The organism is Legionella geestiana, assembly GCF_004571195.1.
In the GTDB taxonomy this organism is placed as follows: domain Bacteria; phylum Pseudomonadota; class Gammaproteobacteria; order Legionellales; family Legionellaceae; genus Legionella_B; species Legionella_B geestiana.
Window position 1 is genome coordinate 1,730,465 of record NZ_CP038271.1, and the last position, 17,107, is coordinate 1,747,571.

Here is a 17,107-nt window from a genome sequence, read left to right on the forward strand (position 1 = left end):
TTGCTTCACTTCAAGCATTTGTAACACCATGAGTGAATAAATGGATAAGACGCCTTGCTGCCGGGCCAACTTCTTCAGGATTCTGATGAACCAGATACAAAGGATAGGTTCGCGTATCGTCTTGTTGCAAAATCAATGGCTTGACGGGTAAATTTCGAGCATTCATGATGTGCTTTGGAAGCCATGCAAAGCCTATAGCATGTGCAACGCATTGGATTTTCATTTCAATGGAACTCACAGACCAGTTAAATTCCGAACCCAGCCACCCTTCATTGCGTTTTGTTTTGACACCAGAATCTTGCGTAATAATATAACGTTCATTAAGCAGATCTTCGTTTGTTAACGGTTTGGCATGCAAAGGGCTGTCCTCATGCGCATAAGGTATAAAATCAATGTCCATGATTTTCTTGCCAAGATAACCTTCCGGTATTTTGGATATCACGGCCAATTCCGCCTCACCATTGACTAACAATTCCGCGGGACCGGACAGTACTCCCTGGGTTACCTTGATGCGTGTTTGCTGATTTTCAAGACCGAACTGATGGAGAATTGACATTAAAACCGACATCGGAAATATCTCATCAACAGCAATACGCAAGGTTTTTTCACAATTGCTGTTGAAAAGATGCGCAGAAGTTTCTACATAATCTGCTGCTCGCGTGATTTGTCGTGACAAATTGAGGATACGTGTACCTTGCTCAGTTAATCTGGCACGCCTCCCTTCCATCTGCAATATTTTCAAACCGAGCGTATCCTGGAGTTTTGCTACCGTATAACTGATACTGGATTGGCTTTTATGCAATTTTATAGACGCTTTGGCAAAACTGCCCTCATCTACAACGGTTTGCAATACACGCCATTGCTCAATGGTTACTTTGGACATCATGCAATCCGTGTCATGTAATTTGCAATAATATATCGATATTACTGATAAAAAACATCGAAATTTTGCGCTTTTTTAAATAATCAGAGCATTTAAAATCAATTGTGAGTCAAGGAACCTGGTAATCGTTTTATCTGAAACACGAGCAGATTGTACTGGCACGCGCATTGGCATCTTTATTTAGTGCTTGCCTGGCTTTATCGGATGACACGCCCTGGATATCCATTTAACCCAGTGAGGAACCCATGAGAAAATATTTATTACCGATTATTGGAGCCTGCACGATGTTTGCAAATTGCGCCGTATTTGCGACCAGTGCTCAGGAAGAAAACAACAAGATCATTGTGATGCAATTTTATAAAAAGGCAATTAATGAGCGAGACTTTGATGCCGCAGAAGCCTACCTTGGTCCTCGGTATATTCAGCATAATCCGCTTGCCAAAGATGGTGCCGAAGGCTTACGAACCTATATTGAATATATGAAAGCTGCTTTTCCACAATCGCACAGTGAAATCAAGCGGGTTTTAGCGGAAGGTGATTTTGTGATGTTACATGTGCATTCAATACTTGAACCCGGAACTCTGGGCAACGCGGTTATTGATGTGTTTCGTCTGGAAAACAATAAAATCGTTGAGCACTGGGATGTGATACAGGATATTACGGATCATCCCGAAAATGATAATGGCATGTTTTAATGCTGACAATCTCAGGAATCCAGGTAAATGAGCAGGTTTCGGAGAATTTGTCGATAGTTGAGGGCGGATAGACAATCTTTTCTACTCGCGGAAACCATGGGGTGTGCGCGTTCCAGAATATGGCTGCCGCCAGGACGCATGGGTATCACCCCCTGCGTTTTTGCACCATTTCTTGAATTGAGGACACCTCCATGTTGAATGCCTCATTTTCGTAGTACAGGAGTACACCATGTCACATACCATAAAAATTAGAGCGTTTATTTTAACAGTATTGGCCCTGATAATTGATTCGGGAAGCGCATCAATTGCAGGTACGCATTATGTAAATTCTTGTGGAGAGACGGTATATAACCGTGCAGATTCGGGGTACGAATATATCCGGTTCAGTCAAAAAGACGTTAAGACCGAATTATTGAAACGTCGTTCATCGGGTGTAAATCAGGATGCCATAGCGATTGCGAAAAACCTGCAACGAAAGTTTGGAGTCTTTACGAGACCCACTCCTCTATATACTAACCAGAACATTAATGCATTCGCAAAACGTTTGTTACATCGCAATATTGTCGTATATATGAAAGATGAGACGGTTAATCCAACCGGCTCATTCAAAGATAGAATGCCAATAAGATTCTATGGCCGGATAGATAAATACCTTCAGGAAGTTAAAAAAAATGCACAGAGAACGTACGACTTAAAAGTCATTGCCGTCTCTACCGGTAATCACGGAAGAGCTGTTGCGAACGCAGTAAATGTAGTTAAAAATTTTATTCGACAGCAAGGTCTTGAAGACAAGATTCATGTAGAAGCTGAAATTACCATGCCTGCCAATGTATTGCCGCATAAAAAAGCAGCCATACTGAGAACAGGCGCAAAAATCCGTGATCACTATCCTGAATCAGCCTCAAACCATTCGCAAAAAGCAATCGCCGGGTATGATGATGCAGAGAATCTGGTTGTTAATGAAGCAAAATCTGACCCGGAACATGTAATGTTATTATTACATGCTGATAAATATGCCATTAATGGGTATGCAGTTATTGCAGAGGAAATTAAAGAACAAGCAAGGCATGACGGTCTTGATTTTGATAAAATGAATCCTGGAGAAGCGCTGATGCTCGTTCCTCTTGGATCAGGAGGAATTTTAAGTGGAACAGAAGAACTGTCAGCACAATTCCCCTCTGTTTATAGTATAGGTGTCACTGCGGCACCAGCAGATTTGACGTATCGATCACTGAAAACCTGCCGCTTTGTGCGTTCAGCAGAACCCTATGCGGGAAAATTAATTGTTGACGGGGTAATGGCTACTCCTGAACAATTTTCGTTAAAACGCATCAGAGAAATTTCTCATGAAGTAACTCTGGTTCAGCAAAAAGACGCACTTTATGCAAGCGCTTTACTTAAAAAATATGGCATTTCCATTGAGCCAACTTCAGGATTGCCTCTCGCTGCATTGTTGTTAGGCGTTGAAGAACATTATAAAAATTCCCACTATGCCTTTGTGGTTTTAACCGGTCGAAATATATCACCGGATATGGAGAGCACTATTTCAAAGTTAGCCCGGCAAGATGAACAGGTACTCTTTGACTATTTCAAACATCGTCGAAATGATATTGCCGGTAAAGTCCAAAAATAGTCAGAGGTGACACACATTTCTTCAAATCGTAAACCTCTGCCCTCATCGTAAGCAGCAGGCAATTTCATCTTTGGGGCGTTGATTGATCGCAGCAATCATCAGCGCCTGCAATGAGGCCCTGGCAAAGCGAAGTTTTGCCTCGGACATTTTGCAGGATTAATTGTGCGAGCCTTTGTATATGCACTACAATTTGTTCTTTTATTAATAGGGAGTAAATAAAATGCACGAAGAAGACAACGATAATGCAGCAAAATACACGTCTGCCTGTGATGTCCTCGAAGAAATGCTTCAGCAGTTACCCAAAGTCCGGGTGGACATAGACGAGCCCCGCAGAAGTGTTGGGGTGAGTACTGATGGAAATATTTCAATCTCAATGCAAGAGCCGGTAGCTCGAATCAGTTTGGCTGAAGATACCAACGCTCTCCTTCGTGCACAGTTGGCGTGTGAGAGGCACATGGTTGTCAGCCCTTTAAGCGGTAAGAGAAATATGATTTTCGCAAGGCCAGAGGATATAAAAAGGCATGAAATGCTGGCCGAGGAACGTGCGGCGAGAAGGGAAGAAGAGCAACGTGCACAGCAGTCTCAAGAGCCGGAACATAAAAGGAGTTGCTCTATCCAATGATGAAAGCTCTGTGGACGGACATTTTAATTACGTTCATAAGAGTGTCAGCTGTATCGGTAACGCGAACGAGCACGCAGACTTTCTCGTGATGGTCCGGCACCTTGATGCCCCCGTTCTTTAAAAAAGCCGTTGCCTCATCATACAGCCATTGGGAATGGCTGTATGATGAGATAAGCCACACCTCAAAGCATCGGCTGTCAGCACAGCACCCTCAGCGAGGCCTTGGACAACATATCGTTTTGATGGTTATTTATCTCACAGTGGCATTTCTGCACTCAGCAGCCATTCTATGGTAAATTCGAGATGAAGCATCACTTTACAGGATAATCAAAATGTTTTTTCGTGATGATTACAGAGTAGCCATATTTACCTTTGACCATACACTGTGCAAAAAGCCAACATTCTACTTTTTTAAAAATTTATGTGTTGATTTTGACGAAAGCAGAAAGCACTCCCCATTATTACACTTTACCTTCCAACAATCTGATTACGAAAAGGGTAAAAAAGACGCTACAGACTTTTTAAAAGCCGATGCGTCCTCGTGGTTTTTACATAATGAGGACTATATCAGCGCCATAGCAACGTTTCATAGTTTTCCCGATTATATTGCAGGTTTCCTCGCCACTATGCTTGGCAAAGAACTTAAAAGACTCGATACGCACACAGTTGCACCGACTGAAAATCACTTAATTGCCTCTTACGAAGTGGAAGGCGTGAGCCGCCCTGTTCTGATTGCGTACATCAATCCGTTAGTAGACAGACAACTGGCTATCACATCTGACAACTGGAAATCAGAACAGCTTTCTGACCTTCGAGGCGTTTTACTGAAAAATAACTGGTTAAGAGATGATGAGTCCGTGCATTTTTACGAGGGCGTATGCCGAAACAGCGAATGCGGCCTTATGGACTGTGGTGTGCCCTCTGAATTGGGATATCGTCCCAAATACTCCCAGCTTGCGCTTGAAAGAAATGCGTCATTTCGCGCAGCATCCGGTGCTGTTACCGTGCATCGCGTGCGTCCCGGAAAGCATTTTGAAGCTGATTTAACCGCTGATGAACAGGAGGCAATGTATTGGGCGCGAGCAGGAACGGCAGAGCCATCACGTCTTCCTCCCAGCAGTTCAAGCGCCTCATCGCATCCCGTACGTACCACATTGCTGCTGGCAGGCTTTGGAGTATTTGCTACCGCCGCAGCCTTTGGAGTCTGTGCGATGCTCGGGGGAGAAAAAGAGACCATTCAACCCCACACCTTATGAAATGAGGACATGCCCTCGTCAATGGGGCGCAAACTGGGGAAGTCAAGAGTATTGGCAAATCTGATGAGTTTAGGCTTCAATTGAAGTCTGAGACTTAACATTATCGCGAGGGAACGCATGAAATCTCGAGGCTTTCGCACACTCGTTTTGGCAACCATGGGAATATGGGGAGGCATGATGCCGACAACATTATATTCAGCAACGGGACGTGGAGATTTTCATACGGTCTGGCAAAATCAGAGCGTTGACAACCTCATCATCAGCTACATGGAAGAGCACCAAATTCCGGGTCTATCCCTTGCCATTGTTCAGGCTCCGTATATTACTCGCGTGGTCGGATACGGGCTTGCGGATACCGACTCTAAACGGTTGGTCGCTACCAATACGGTGTTTAATATCGGGCAGTTGACTAACGCTTACACGGCCATTGCCGTTATGCAGTTGAAAGAGGCCGGCAAAATCGACCTCGACACACCGTTTGCGGATTATCTCAGAGACTTCGATATCCCGCAGCAATGGCGACAAATTACCATACGTGATTTAATGACGCACACTTCCGGTCTGCCGGATTATTCCAGCGACAAGGATTTTGATTTTAGCCGGGAATATACGCCTGCTGAAATTATTGACCTCATCAAGGATAAGGCGTTGCTGTTTCCTGCAGGTACAGAGGCCAGGCAGAGTGCTACGGATTTTTATCTTCTGGGATTGGTCATTGAAAAAACGAGCGGGATGTCTTATCAGGACTATGTGACTAAAAATCAGTTTGAGCGTGCCGGACTAAAAAATACCTTTTTTATCTCCAATAAAAACCGCATACAGAATGAAATGCTAAATGGCACATCGCCCTTTAAGCACAGTGCGTTCCTGAACAATGCCGTGATGATTAATCCCACAGAGCCGGCAACAGGATATTCCCAATCCGGCGCGGGCCTTATCCGTGTGGCACCTCTCAGCTGGTCAGCCACCTTTGCTGACAGTGGCATCATGGCTTCATCGTCTGACATCAGTACCTGGGACATTGCACTGGCTGGAAATATTCTGCTGAAAGAGCCTGAAAGCAAGGCGTTTTTATACCATCCGATCACCTTGAAAAATGGCCGGGTCGTACCCGGAAACAGTGGGTGGTTTTTCAATGGTCACAAAGGCATGATGCAAATCAAGGGGAATGTACCCGGGTATTCCGCCTTTTTAAGCCGGTTTACTGCGGCAGACGAACTGGTCTGTGTGACCCTGCTGACCAATAAGGGCGACTTGCCAGATCTCGATATACTGGGGCGCAAAATAGCGGGTGCCTTTAACGAAAAGCTCGGCCCGGCGACTGGAGCGGCGTGGTCTGAGGCTCTCGAAAGCCCGTATTCTGCTGAAGAGACGATTAACCGGGTTGAGGCAATTATTAAAGAGCAAGGCGGCAGGGTATTTGCGCGTATCAATCAAAGTGCTGAGGCTGCAAAAGCAGGAAAAACCCTGCAGAGCACGCAGGTGTTGATTGCCGGAAACCCGGCGGTTGGAACGGCGCTTATCGAGGCCAAACCCGCCATCTCGCTCGATTTGCCCTTGCGGTTGATGGCAACGACTGACAGCAACGGTGTCACCTGGTTAAGCTTTACCGACCCAGAGGCGCTGGCGAAGGCCTATCACCTTGATGATGAAAACCTGCAGCCATTGCTGAAAAAAATGCGAACTGCACTGCTTAAAACGTGTGAAAAAGCGGTTTCACCCTGAGCTTTCTGGCAAGGCCCGCAGGCACGGGCGAGCGCTTAACCGGTTAAAAGAATGCTTTGCCGGCGTATAGTACCCTGTTATTCTTATGTGCGCTGTCGCCCGAATTTTGAGGTTAATCTGCATGCAGCTCACGGCTAATTCATTGCTGTTAAAAGCGCTGACCGACTTTAATGTGAGAGAAAAGCTGGTAGCGGAGTTGAGTCTCACATCAGAGGACCTGGGGGATGCGTGTTTTTACAAATGGATAATGGCCTTCTGGCTGGGTTCAAGTGTAAGCCGCAGCCTTTTACTCCAGGCTTTTCGCTCGGAAGTACTTCCTGTTATTCCGTATCTTGACCTCGGATATTATTGCCTGCTTACGATAGAGCGTCACAGGAGTCTGCTCGACAGTAAAAGTTCTGCGAGCCACGTTTTGTACCTCGTTGCGGCACGTTTTTTATTGTACTACAACACGCACTTCTCAAGCCTGCGAGAGGCACCAAAAGTTTTTTTTTATCCGCTGATATTGGCCTTTGATGAATTATCCATTACTTCCGATAGTTTGCCTTTTGAGCGTGAGATGTACAAAAGCGCTAAAACCCATTGTCTTGGATTCCTGGCTCAAATGATGCGAGCGACAGACAGGACCGAGTTGCTTCCCTTACCCCCTCAACCCTTTTTTGTCAATTTTGGTAAACCGGTTTCTTATTGGGCGAGACTCAGACAACAAATTGTAAGAGCCGTGGCATCAGGACCTCTGTCCACTTTGCCGTTTAGCGAAGGGTCTGAAGAAATGTCATCCCTGCTGGTGTATAAGTTTCTATTACCGGCTCACGATGGTGTCGTGCTTGAGGGCGTGCACATGCGACAACGGGAGACACATCGTGACGTCACGGTGCTGGTGCTGATAGGGAAGGTGCAAACAGAGCATCTTCAACTGAGCAGGGTGCGGTATGGCTTGCCTGAGTTTTTCAAAGCAGAAGTGGTATTCATCAATCACCGAAATTTTTCCCTTCACTCCAGTAAACGCGCTGAAAGCCTCAATGATATCGCACTCGACATTGTGACGTTTGCAAAACACACCTTATCCCGCGGAAAATCGGTCGTTTTGTATGGCATGTGTGCGGGTGCGGCGCCGATGATACTGGCCGCAGAGCGGTTAATGCAGCAGAAAATACCGTTCAAACTGATTGTTGATAGATTTGCTGACCGTTACACGTCATTTTTTGATTACAAAACGATTAAACGGCACGGGCACTTAATGGAAGGGTACACCAACGGGCTGATACGTCCTTTTTACCTGCATGCTTTATTTCCATTGAGTGTAATAACCTTTCTTGCGTATTGGTTCGTGTTGCTCGCCTTCTTCATTGGGCGCGTTCCTTCGCGTTTTGATACCATTATTAATCAAATACCGGTTACAGATTTGTTGATATTTCAGGCAAGAGGCCCAAAAACACATCGGCTCGTTTGCTTCGATAAGCCCGAAACAGGCGCTGATACCCCGAAAATGTTATCGGTAGTAACACCCAATGTTGTCGATGCGCTCATATACCCCGAACATGACTTAAGGCACAGCGCAAAAGCACGAAGAGAAGCGAATAAGTTTTTGTTAAAATCGTTAAAGCGTTATGCTCTGACACTCAGCGCATTTTTTGAGCCGCACCAAATCACGCACGCAGTGTTTCAACGATTTGCGATTTTTTTTGATGCGTGTCTGCAATGCATTTCTAACGAAAAGCTAACGACTCCTGTTGTGGATGATTGCCGCATGCAGCCCTACGATATTCATACGGTTGGGTTGCCACTCCTTGCCACACGGCATAATGTGCCCCTGAGCCGGTTTATTCATGGCTTTTATTCAAGGCCCGCGCATGCATCTGTCCAAACAATTAAAGGTTTGGATGCGGCTTTACAGGAAAGAGTCAAAGCCGCCTTCCTTGCCAGCCTTCCCGAAAAAGCGCCTGAAGTTATTCACAGATTTTCTGCGGTTTTTTATGTGTTTTTTAACACCTTAGAAAACCACGCCGATTACATCGGCAATATGGCAGACCGGCTTACTTTTACCGGTGAGCAAAATATTGCCGTAATTATTGAAGAGCTACATGCCATTTCACAACAACCTTGTCACAGTGAACATAATATTGCGTGTGAAACTCACACACCGTGAAAGCTCCCCACCAGCGACTGAACGACCAGACTCCAGCCATCTATCAACACAAAGAGCAACAGCTTGATGGGAAGTGCTATGCTCATGGGCGGCACCATCATCATGCCCATGGTCATGAGAATGCCTGAGACGACGAGATCAACCAGAAGAAAAGGCAGAAAAATCATGAAGCCAATTTGAAAGGCGGTTTGCAGCTCGCTCAGTAAAAAAGCCGGTACGAGATAGTGAAACTGCACGTCTTCTGCGCGTTTGGGCAGCGGGGCTTTGGCAAGAAAGGCCATCTGGCGCACATCTTTTTCGCGTGTCTGGCGCAGTAAAAAAGCACGAATCGGCTTTTGGGCATGAAGGAGCGCTGTTTCGGTGCTTATCTGATGCGCTTCCCACGGAATGAAACTCTCGGTATAGATGCGGTTTGCAACTGGCATCATGGTCATACAGGTTAAAAACAGCGCAAGGCTCATTAACACCATATTGGGAGGGGTCTGCTGCAGCCCGAGAGCCGTGCGCAGGATAGACAGTACTACGATAATGCGGGTGAAAGACGACAGCATGATGAGCAGTGCCGGGGTCAGCCCCAGCAGGGTCATCAGTGCAAAAAGACGCAGGGCTTCAGGCCATTCGTCCGCATCGGGCAGACTCCAGGTGCTCGGGTCTGCGAAGGCCATGGCAGGAATAAAAAGCAGCAATCCGACTGTGAGTTTATTGCGCATGGGTGCTGTCTCCTGCAGAAGGGAGCCAGGCCAGCGCCTCGTGATTGTCAGCCAGCAGGTATTCGCGCCCCGCCCACTCAATACGAAACAGCGTGCTTTGATGCGAGAGCGTAATTTTTTCAAGTACCCGGCAACACGGGCTGGCGCGCTTTGGTACGCGTCGATACCAGCAGGTAATACCCGCGATGCCGACCGCGGCAAAGAGGGTAATGAGCGTACGCCAGTAACTTTCGGAAATGACGCTTTCCGGTTTAAAAAGGGCGAGCTTGCCCGCTGCATAAAGCGGTGTTGCGAGCAGTACGCCAGGAGCTGTAAGCAGCCGCTTTTTCATACGGCGACCTCCGTCACCCGCACCCCAAAATGCTCATCGCAATGGACAAGCTCACCACGTGCAATGACCTGTTCATTAACGATGACATCTACCGGCTCACCAAAAGATTCCGTCAGTTGCAAAACGGCGCCCGACTGAAGACTTTGGAGCGCCTGCAGAGTGAGGGTAAGGGTTCCGAGGCGAATGCCGCAATCAATGCGAATGTCGCTCAGTGCGCTCTGGATGCCCGACTCAAGCCACGGCGTTGTGGACGCGGTGGCTGTCAGTTCGCGGGTAACAGGTTCAGAGAGGGTGCTCATCAAGTTCTCCTTATCAGTTGAATGGATGGGTGTCCGTTGCAGGTGCCAAAGGCGGCTATTCCGAGGAGGCGATTGCCGTACGTGATGGTGACTGGGGCGTCAATGGCGGTATCGCTGCGGATAATGTCGCCCGGCTGCAATGTCCGTAATGCCTGCAGGGGGAGGCGTACATCAAGGATGCGCACCTCGAGTTTCAGGCGTGGGTCAGGGGCGACTTCAGGAAGGGATGGCAGCGCTGGAGCTCTGAGGATATCGGCCAGCAGTTTGGGGTGCGGATACAGTCGTGCCTGCAGCTCCCCACAGTCTAAACGCAGGCAGACGGCAGGCGAGCCTTTGTAAAACCAGTCCTGCATGTGTGTAGGGAGTGCCGTTTCGAGAGGGGCCAGCAGGGTGTTGATGAGACACTCCTTCAGCACCGCTGCTGCCGTGTCAAAGGCCGCATGCGCCTCCCCAAAGGCCGCATGACGAACGAGTGAGAGAAACGCGCCATCCTCGAGCAGACGCGGGTCTTTTAAGAAAAGCGCCGCTTCTGAAGGGGCGCCAGCCGGCTCAACGGTGCAGCAGATACACGTGTGAGCCGAGCTCTTGTTCCATGTTTCCAGACGTTCGCGAAAGTGTGTTGTAAGGCGCAAACGGGCTCTGTGGTTATCGGGGCGATACGGTTTGGCGTTCATCGGTGACGCAGCTCCTCAAGCAGTTGTTTATCAATATCCATGATTTGTGAGCAGGCCTGAAACATCCGCTGCAATACCACCATGTTGGCAAACTCGAGGGTAGAGTCGACGTTTGAACCTTCCACCTGCCCGCTTTGCACACTGCCAAATCCGGGCGCGCCTGAGGCACTGAGTGTGCGTGCCGAGAGGTCTTCGCAGCTAAAGGTGTTATCTCGAGCCGCCTTCAACACTTTTTCCGGCTGGCGAAAACAGGCAAGTGCAATTTTTGGCCCTTCCACCGTTTTGCCGTTGTCATAGAGCCAGACCAGTCGCCCCGCGTCATCAAAGCTTGCGGAAAGAGGCGCGCCTTTGGCAAAGCCGTCCTGGCGGCGCACGGAAATCCGGGTTTCACTGCCATTAAGCCGCACCATGTCTTCCTGATTCATCAAATCATCGGTTCCAAAATTGAGGACCAACTCCTCTTTACCAAAAAGCGTCAGTGAGAGGCTGTTACGGGTGCTGGTCGGCATGCCGGCAACAAACTGAAGGGTTTGAGGAAAGGTCGGAATCAGCACGTCGTCACAGAGTACGTAATCGAGCGTATATTCGTTCTCACTCATTTGCAGGAGGCCCACTTTAAGGGTATGCGCGCGCCCCTTGCTGTCGTATACCGTATCAACACTAAACTCTGCACGGTTGCCTGGCGCAATGGTTCCACCAAGGTTCAGAGAGTGCGTTGCGGCTCCAGGTACGTGTTTTGGGCCTGTCTGAATGATGGGGATGAGCTGGCCACTGCCATCAAGTCCCATGACTTCCGCCTGGGTGCGCCTGTCGCAAAGCACGCCGCTCTCGTTAAAATAAAACTGGCCGGCTCGGGTGTAGAGCAAACGGTCATCAGCAAGGCGCAGCACAAAAAAACCATCGCCGATGATGGCTAAATCGGTCGGATTGCCCGTCTGCTGGTAAGCGCCCGCGCTGAAATTGATGCTGCTGTTGCCGCTGCGCACCCCTTCGGGATACCCCCGCGCATCCTGACTTAAGGACGAGAAATACCATTCATGGCGCTTAAAGCCCGCGCTTTGCAGGTTGCTGATGTTAGCGGAAGTGTTTTGCAATCCGGCACTGGCCGCATGCATGCCACTTAAGCTCGTGTACCAGGTATTACTCATGGCTCACCCTCGTGATACTTCCAATTTCCACCGTCACGGGCATTCCGCTCCCAAACTGTACGCTCAGCTGTGGCATTTGTCCTTCTGTAAAAGACACACTGCGCACTATCCCGGATTGGTCGGTGTCGTTATTTATCTGTACAGTTTTCCCCAGCAGATTCAGGCTGTGGTCACGCAGGCTTTGGGTTGTGAGTGCTGAGAGGTACTCATTTTGACCGCGTGCTTCCTGCAGCAGGGAGAACTGCGCCATCTGCGCCATGAATTCACGGTTGTCGATGGGTTTAAGGGGGTCCTGATAGCTGAGCTCTTCCGTGAAAAGCTTTAGAAAGTCGGTTTCGTTCATTCGGGCATTGTCGGTGGGGGAAATGCGGGTGTTCACAGCGGTTCTCCATTAATTAAAAGATGACGAGTAGTAAAACCAATGGCGCGCAGCGCTTTTCGCAGGCGCACTGCCAGATGATGACGGGCTTTGGCCTTGCTGAGTGGCGATTTCAGCGCAATTTCAGCGGTCTTCCCCTCGGTGAAAACATGCATTCCCGCTGGAGAGTGGAAGGCCGGTTGCGCCGGGAGTGTGACAGGTGTCGCCTGCCCGGGGGGAGTGGTTTTGGGGAAGTCCGATGTTTTAAGACCGTCTTTAATGAACATCGGCTCTGGCGCCTGTTTCGCATGCATGGGCGTACGCGCGAAGGTAAAGTGTTCTGGCAGTTCTATCGGCCTCAATGGTAATGACGCTTCAGGTTCGGGGCTCGAGACAGATTTGGCGATTGCAGCCTGTGGCTCGACAGGCTTCGCTATGAGGGGCTTAAGGAGTAACGGAGGCTCAACCGTCAGAGGCTGAAGGGATGAGGGTTTCGGTGATGCGTTAAAATGCAGTTCACTTTGCTGCAGTGTGTCAAGGTGTGTCCAATACCAAAAACCTTCGCCAGAATGTTCAGAAAGCGGCGCAGGTACCAGTGTGCTGTTCAGCATATAAGGGGCTTCAGTAATTTTCATGCCTCACTCCATCGGTGCAAAATCCATTCATCCAGTTGTTTTTCACGTGCTTTCCGTGTGGCGGCAAGGCATTGCTGTCGGTGTTGTTCTGCGAGACGCTCCAGCAGTTTTTTACGAATTTGCTGCTTGCGCTGCTCCATGCCAAGCCGGTTTTCTTCTGCAAGCAGTGTGTGCGTTGCGGCCTGATGCTGTTCAATCAGTGCACGCTGGTGCGCAAGGTAATGCTGGCGCGCGACTTCCTGCTCGGGGTTTATCGATGATAGTTTTGTCAGTGCGCTTTGCAGGCGCTTTTTGCATGCTTCAACCTGCGCCCTTTTTTCCTCAATCGCGGTTTTAAGGGGAGCGAGGCGTCGTATCAGGTCTTCGCATTCAATGTCCATCACGGTGTTCATGGCCTTAAAGGCCGAATCTTTGCTCATTGGGTCATCGCTCCAAAACGCTCAAGCAGGTGCTCAAGGGGTAGTGCTGAATCGGGATACAGAAGTGTTTCAATCTCAGGCAGATGCGAAAGCGCGTTATCCAGCTCGGCATTTTTGCCGCTGGCATATGCGCCAAGACTGACAAGATCGCGATGGGCATCATGTACGGAAAGCAGGCGGCGAATGCCGCGAATTACGGGCAGGCGCGCCTCTGGCAGGATATGGTCATTAAGACGTGAAACACTCTGCAGGATATCAATGGCGGGAAACTGGCCGCGATGCGCGCGTTCACGGCTCAGAACAATGTGCCCATCGAGAAGGGCGCGCAGGGTATCGCTTAAGGGTTCGTTGAAGTCATCCCCTTCAACCAGCACGGTATAGAGTGCCGTGATGCTGCCTTTATCCGCAAAGTTTCCGGCGCGCTCCAAAAGCTCGGGCAGGAGCGCAAAGACGCTTGGCGTAAATCCGCGCGCGGTTGGTGGCTCGCCCTGACTCAGGGCGATTTCACGCTGCGCGAGTGCAAGACGCGTCACCGAGTCAATAAAGAGCATCACCGAGAGGCCCGCATCACAAAAATACTCGGCAATGGCGGTTGCACTGAAAGCTGCCTCGCGGCGCGCGACAGCGGGGGAGTCACTGCAGGCAACGACCAGTACGGTTTTGGCACGGGTAGCGGCATCGAGTGTTTGTGTCATAAATTCCTGTACTTCACGCCCGCGCTCACCAATCAGCGCGACCACATTGATATCGGCTCTGCTGTCTCTGGCAATGTGTCCAAGCAGGGTGCTTTTGCCGACACCGCTGCCGGCAAAAAGCCCCATGCGCTGCCCTCTGCCAAGGGCAATCAGGGTATCAATCGCGCCCACACCGGTCAGGAGCTGTTCATTGATGGGGGCGCGCGACAGTGGATTAATGGGAGAGTGGTGCAGTGGGCGGTATTCCGTACAGGCAATGGTTCCAAGACCGTCAAGCGGCTGCCCAAGCGCATCAATCACCCGTCCTCGCAGTGCGGTGCCAACCGGCACCTGCAATCCGGCATGGCGGGCGCGTACGCGAAGTCCCGGGCGTACGCGCCCGCTCTCAAACGGCATCAGGTAGACTCTGCCCGGTGTGAAGCCCGTGACAATGGCTGTCATCAGGGCATTCCCATCTGTATCAAGAATGTCACATGCCTCTCCCACAAACGTCTGTGGCGGTCCGTTGGCTGCCAGTCGTAAACCGACCTGTTCTTCGAGAATGCCAAGCCGTTCTGCGGCATTCAAACCCGGGCACCACTCAGTCATGGCGCATTTCCTCCTGACGCTTCAGGAGCAGAACTTTCAACCGCTCTACCTGTTCTTCAATACCGGCATCGAAAGTCCCGTGCTCGCTGTGCAGCCGGCACCCGCCAAGGCGCAGGCGCTCATCGGCACACACTTCAACCTTTGGGGGCAGGGCCTTAAGAGCGCCATTTTCCTGCAGGCGCTGAATATCCAGAGGGTGCAGATGCAGCCGCAGGGTTTCCTCGCGGTTAAGATGGGACAGCAGATTATCAATGCGCACGTTAAGCCAGTCGGGGTTATGGGCAAGTTCCATAAAAAGCGGTGAAACGAGCGGTATGACCATGCCTGCAATCTCAGCGCGAAGAGCAAGGCGTGCCTCCTCCTGGGCCTGTTTGAGGCTCGCCAGTATTTGACAGAGTGCATCACGCGTATCTGCAAGGGCTTTTTCTCCACGGGCACACCCCTCTTTTTCCCCCTCCTCTTTTCCTTCGGCAAATCCGCGTGCAAACCCCTCGGCAAAGCCATCAACGGGGGCGGGTTCGGGGGCGGTTTTTTCCGGGATATTTTTTACAATCTCAGCCATTTTCTTCTCCTTTAGCCGTCCAGGTGGAAATGAGCGCTTCACGTGCAGAGGGTTTGACCGTTGGAAGTGCGTTTGCGCGCGCATCTGCGACCGCTCCCTTGTAGTCATAACGGGAAAGCCAGGTGTTGGCCGCTGATTCAGGCCACGTGTCCAGTACGATGGCCACAAAAAGGGGCGGCAAATCGATGAGTGCTTCATGTCCTTTTGGCAGCGGCTCTTCAGGGAGGGGGGAAGGGAGAGCGGGCAGCGGAACAGGACGAAAGCGGCGTGCGGCACGCAGCAGCGGCAAGCCGCCCAGGGTTTCAAATTTTTCCCGGGCGTCGTTATCAAGGCGGCGCAGCAGCCAGCGGGTATCCCATGTACCAAGGTGTGCGGCACGCAGGAGGAGGTGTTTAAATTCAGGGTTCATGGTGTGTCAGCCATTCGTTAAGTTCAATAAGCAGGGTTTCCCGATTTTTTTTCATTGCGCGCCGATGGCGACAGTGCGTCACGGTGGCAGTCCCGAGCATGAGTGCGAGCAGCGCGCACACAAGCGCGAGCGAGACAGAAGGTGTTTTTGTGGAGGCTTCCCTGAGAGTGGGAATCTGAGGCCGCGGTGCTTCGCGCAGTTTCAGGGGGGCGTGAATAATCGCTTCGACACTGAGGGTGTCGCCGCGTTCTTTATCAATGCCGGCGGCCACGCTCATCATGCGTTGCAGTTTTGCAAGGTCTGCAGGCGTTATGGAATCTGGAAGTGCTATGCTCACATTCAGGCGTTGAATGCTGCCGCGCGCACGGGTGAAACGCTCGGTACGAGAGCCGCTCTGAAATCGGGTTTCTTCGGAGGTCTCCGTGCGCGCCGGCGATTTGCTGCTTTTGCCGGGCATGGTCTGTGCGCGTTTTCGCACTTCAAGCGGTTCGTGGTGTTCAGGTGTCGTGCGCTCGCGCGTAAATGCGTTAAAGTCAAGGCGCGCGTCTACCTGAACGTTAAAAGGTGCGTCCGGGTAAATCGCTCGCAGAAGTGCTGTCAGCTTTTCGCGAAGGTAGTGCTCAAACGCACGCCGCGCCTGCCAGTGTCGCTCAAACGCCTCCTCCCCTGCATTCGGTACCAACGGCGTGCCCCGCTGGTCAAGCACCACCACATTTTTTATCGGCAGTGAAGCCACACTGGCGGCCACCAGGGCTCGAATACCGTTAATCTGTTCGCGGCTCAGGGGTTTTCGCAGTTTCAGCGTGACTGCCGCCTGCCGATGCATGCCCGCCTGCTCAAAAAGACGGGTTTCCGGCACAACAATGTGCACCCGTACACCGGCCACTTCTTCAAGGCTTGCGATGGTACGCTCAAGCTCTCCCTGAAGGGCGCGCTGATAATTGATTTTTTGCGTGTAATCCGTCATGCCAAAGTCGCTTTTATCAAACAGCTCAAAGCCTGGATTGCGTGACAGCGTCAATCCTTCTCCGAGAAGCGTGAGGCGCGTTTTCCCGGCGATGGCGCGTTCCACACGGATTTCGCGCCCGCTTTCCTCAACGGAAAAGGGAATATGTGCCTGTTCGAGCCGGCTCGCGACTTCTTGCGTATCTTCAGGTGTCAGCCCCGGAAACAGCGCGACCGAATCCTTAGACAGCAGCCAGATAAAGAGGCTCGCGCTGACGCTTAAAACCAGCGCGAAAATGCCGCAAAAAAGCCACTGGCGGGTAGCGGGAAGCGCACGAAAGGTGCTGAAAGCGTTCAAGAGTCCATTCACG

General features: G+C 50.5%; 19 protein-coding genes. 6 read left to right on the forward strand and 13 right to left on the reverse strand.

Going from position 1 to position 17,107, the window contains the following annotated elements; genetic code table 11:
• Positions 1 to 10: 10 nt before the first annotated feature.
• Entirely contained in the window at positions 11 to 886 is an 876-nt protein-coding gene (locus E4T54_RS07675) for a LysR family transcriptional regulator (RefSeq protein WP_238582806.1), read from the reverse strand.
• Positions 887 to 1,128: 242 nt separating this feature from the next.
• Here E4T54_RS07675 and E4T54_RS07680 point away from each other — a divergent pair, with 242 nt between their 5' ends.
• The 6 genes from E4T54_RS07680 (at position 1,129) to E4T54_RS07705 (ending at position 8,963) form a co-directional block, all read left to right on the forward strand.
• A complete protein-coding gene (locus tag E4T54_RS07680) occupies positions 1,129 to 1,578 on the forward strand; it encodes a nuclear transport factor 2 family protein (RefSeq protein WP_028386017.1) in 450 nt (149 codons plus the stop codon).
• A 229-nt stretch (positions 1,579 to 1,807) separates the two neighbouring features.
• Positions 1,808 to 3,211 (forward strand): PLP-dependent lyase/thiolase, encoded by a 1,404-nt coding sequence (locus E4T54_RS07685; RefSeq protein WP_028386016.1) that lies wholly within the window; start codon positions 1,808 to 1,810, stop codon positions 3,209 to 3,211.
• A 220-nt stretch (positions 3,212 to 3,431) separates the two neighbouring features.
• Positions 3,432 to 3,833 carry a hypothetical protein gene (locus tag E4T54_RS07690; RefSeq protein WP_028386015.1) on the forward strand — a complete coding sequence of 134 codons (402 nt, stop codon included), beginning with the start codon at positions 3,432 to 3,434 and terminating at the stop codon, positions 3,831 to 3,833.
• 332 nt (positions 3,834 to 4,165) lie between these two features.
• Entirely contained in the window at positions 4,166 to 5,089 is a 924-nt protein-coding gene (locus E4T54_RS07695) for a hypothetical protein (protein WP_028386013.1), read from the forward strand.
• Positions 5,090 to 5,206: 117 nt separating this feature from the next.
• Entirely contained in the window at positions 5,207 to 6,814 is a 1,608-nt protein-coding gene (locus E4T54_RS07700; RefSeq protein WP_081776714.1) for a serine hydrolase, read from the forward strand.
• A 121-nt stretch (positions 6,815 to 6,935) separates the two neighbouring features.
• Positions 6,936 to 8,963 (forward strand): hypothetical protein, encoded by a 2,028-nt coding sequence (locus E4T54_RS07705; RefSeq protein ID WP_028386011.1) that lies wholly within the window; start codon positions 6,936 to 6,938, stop codon positions 8,961 to 8,963.
• On the opposite strand, the gene fliP is transcribed toward E4T54_RS07705, so the two are convergent.
• The 12 genes from fliP to fliF are packed head-to-tail and all read right to left on the reverse strand — an operon-like array spanning position 8,951 to position 17,106.
• The gene (fliP, locus tag E4T54_RS07710; RefSeq protein ID WP_028386010.1) at positions 8,951 to 9,673 is read right to left on the reverse strand and encodes a flagellar type III secretion system pore protein FliP; all 723 of its coding nucleotides are present in this window, start codon (positions 9,671 to 9,673) and stop codon (positions 8,951 to 8,953) included. The genes E4T54_RS07705 and fliP overlap by 13 nt on opposite strands.
• Positions 9,663 to 10,004: a hypothetical protein gene (locus E4T54_RS07715; protein ID WP_028386009.1), complete on the reverse strand. Its 342-nt coding sequence runs from the start codon at positions 10,002 to 10,004 to the stop codon at positions 9,663 to 9,665. The genes fliP and E4T54_RS07715 overlap by 11 nt, the downstream gene beginning before the upstream one ends.
• Complete coding sequence (locus E4T54_RS07720; RefSeq protein WP_051550838.1) at positions 10,001 to 10,303, reverse strand: FliM/FliN family flagellar motor switch protein; 303 nt, start codon at positions 10,301 to 10,303, stop codon at positions 10,001 to 10,003. The genes E4T54_RS07715 and E4T54_RS07720 overlap by 4 nt, the downstream gene beginning before the upstream one ends.
• Positions 10,303 to 10,977, reverse strand: coding sequence for a FliM/FliN family flagellar motor C-terminal domain-containing protein (locus tag E4T54_RS07725; RefSeq protein ID WP_028386008.1), 675 nt, complete (start codon positions 10,975 to 10,977; stop codon positions 10,303 to 10,305). The genes E4T54_RS07720 and E4T54_RS07725 overlap by 1 nt, the downstream gene beginning before the upstream one ends.
• Positions 10,974 to 12,125 (reverse strand): flagellar hook-basal body complex protein, encoded by a 1,152-nt coding sequence (locus tag E4T54_RS07730; protein ID WP_028386007.1) that lies wholly within the window; start codon positions 12,123 to 12,125, stop codon positions 10,974 to 10,976. Before E4T54_RS07730 ends, E4T54_RS07725 begins: the two co-directional genes overlap by 4 nt.
• Positions 12,118 to 12,504: a flagellar hook capping FlgD N-terminal domain-containing protein gene (locus E4T54_RS07735; protein WP_051550837.1), complete on the reverse strand. Its 387-nt coding sequence runs from the start codon at positions 12,502 to 12,504 to the stop codon at positions 12,118 to 12,120. The genes E4T54_RS07730 and E4T54_RS07735 overlap by 8 nt, the downstream gene beginning before the upstream one ends.
• A complete protein-coding gene (locus tag E4T54_RS07740) occupies positions 12,501 to 13,118 on the reverse strand; it encodes a hypothetical protein (RefSeq protein WP_028386006.1) in 618 nt (205 codons plus the stop codon). Before E4T54_RS07740 ends, E4T54_RS07735 begins: the two co-directional genes overlap by 4 nt.
• Positions 13,115 to 13,537, reverse strand: a complete 423-nt coding sequence (locus tag E4T54_RS07745; RefSeq protein WP_028386005.1) for a hypothetical protein — start codon at positions 13,535 to 13,537, stop codon at positions 13,115 to 13,117. The genes E4T54_RS07740 and E4T54_RS07745 overlap by 4 nt, the downstream gene beginning before the upstream one ends.
• Complete coding sequence (locus E4T54_RS07750) at positions 13,534 to 14,820, reverse strand: FliI/YscN family ATPase (RefSeq protein ID WP_035901918.1); 1,287 nt, start codon at positions 14,818 to 14,820, stop codon at positions 13,534 to 13,536. The genes E4T54_RS07745 and E4T54_RS07750 overlap by 4 nt, the downstream gene beginning before the upstream one ends.
• Positions 14,813 to 15,382, reverse strand: coding sequence for a FliH/SctL family protein (locus E4T54_RS07755; RefSeq protein ID WP_028386004.1), 570 nt, complete (start codon positions 15,380 to 15,382; stop codon positions 14,813 to 14,815). The genes E4T54_RS07750 and E4T54_RS07755 overlap by 8 nt, the downstream gene beginning before the upstream one ends.
• On the reverse strand, positions 15,375 to 15,791 hold the full coding sequence (locus tag E4T54_RS12020; RefSeq protein WP_028386003.1) for a hypothetical protein: 417 nt from the start codon (positions 15,789 to 15,791) through the stop codon (positions 15,375 to 15,377). Before E4T54_RS12020 ends, E4T54_RS07755 begins: the two co-directional genes overlap by 8 nt.
• On the reverse strand, positions 15,781 to 17,106 hold the full coding sequence (fliF, locus tag E4T54_RS07760) for a flagellar basal-body MS-ring/collar protein FliF (protein ID WP_028386002.1): 1,326 nt from the start codon (positions 17,104 to 17,106) through the stop codon (positions 15,781 to 15,783). Before fliF ends, E4T54_RS12020 begins: the two co-directional genes overlap by 11 nt.
• Position 17,107 lies beyond the last annotated feature (1 nt).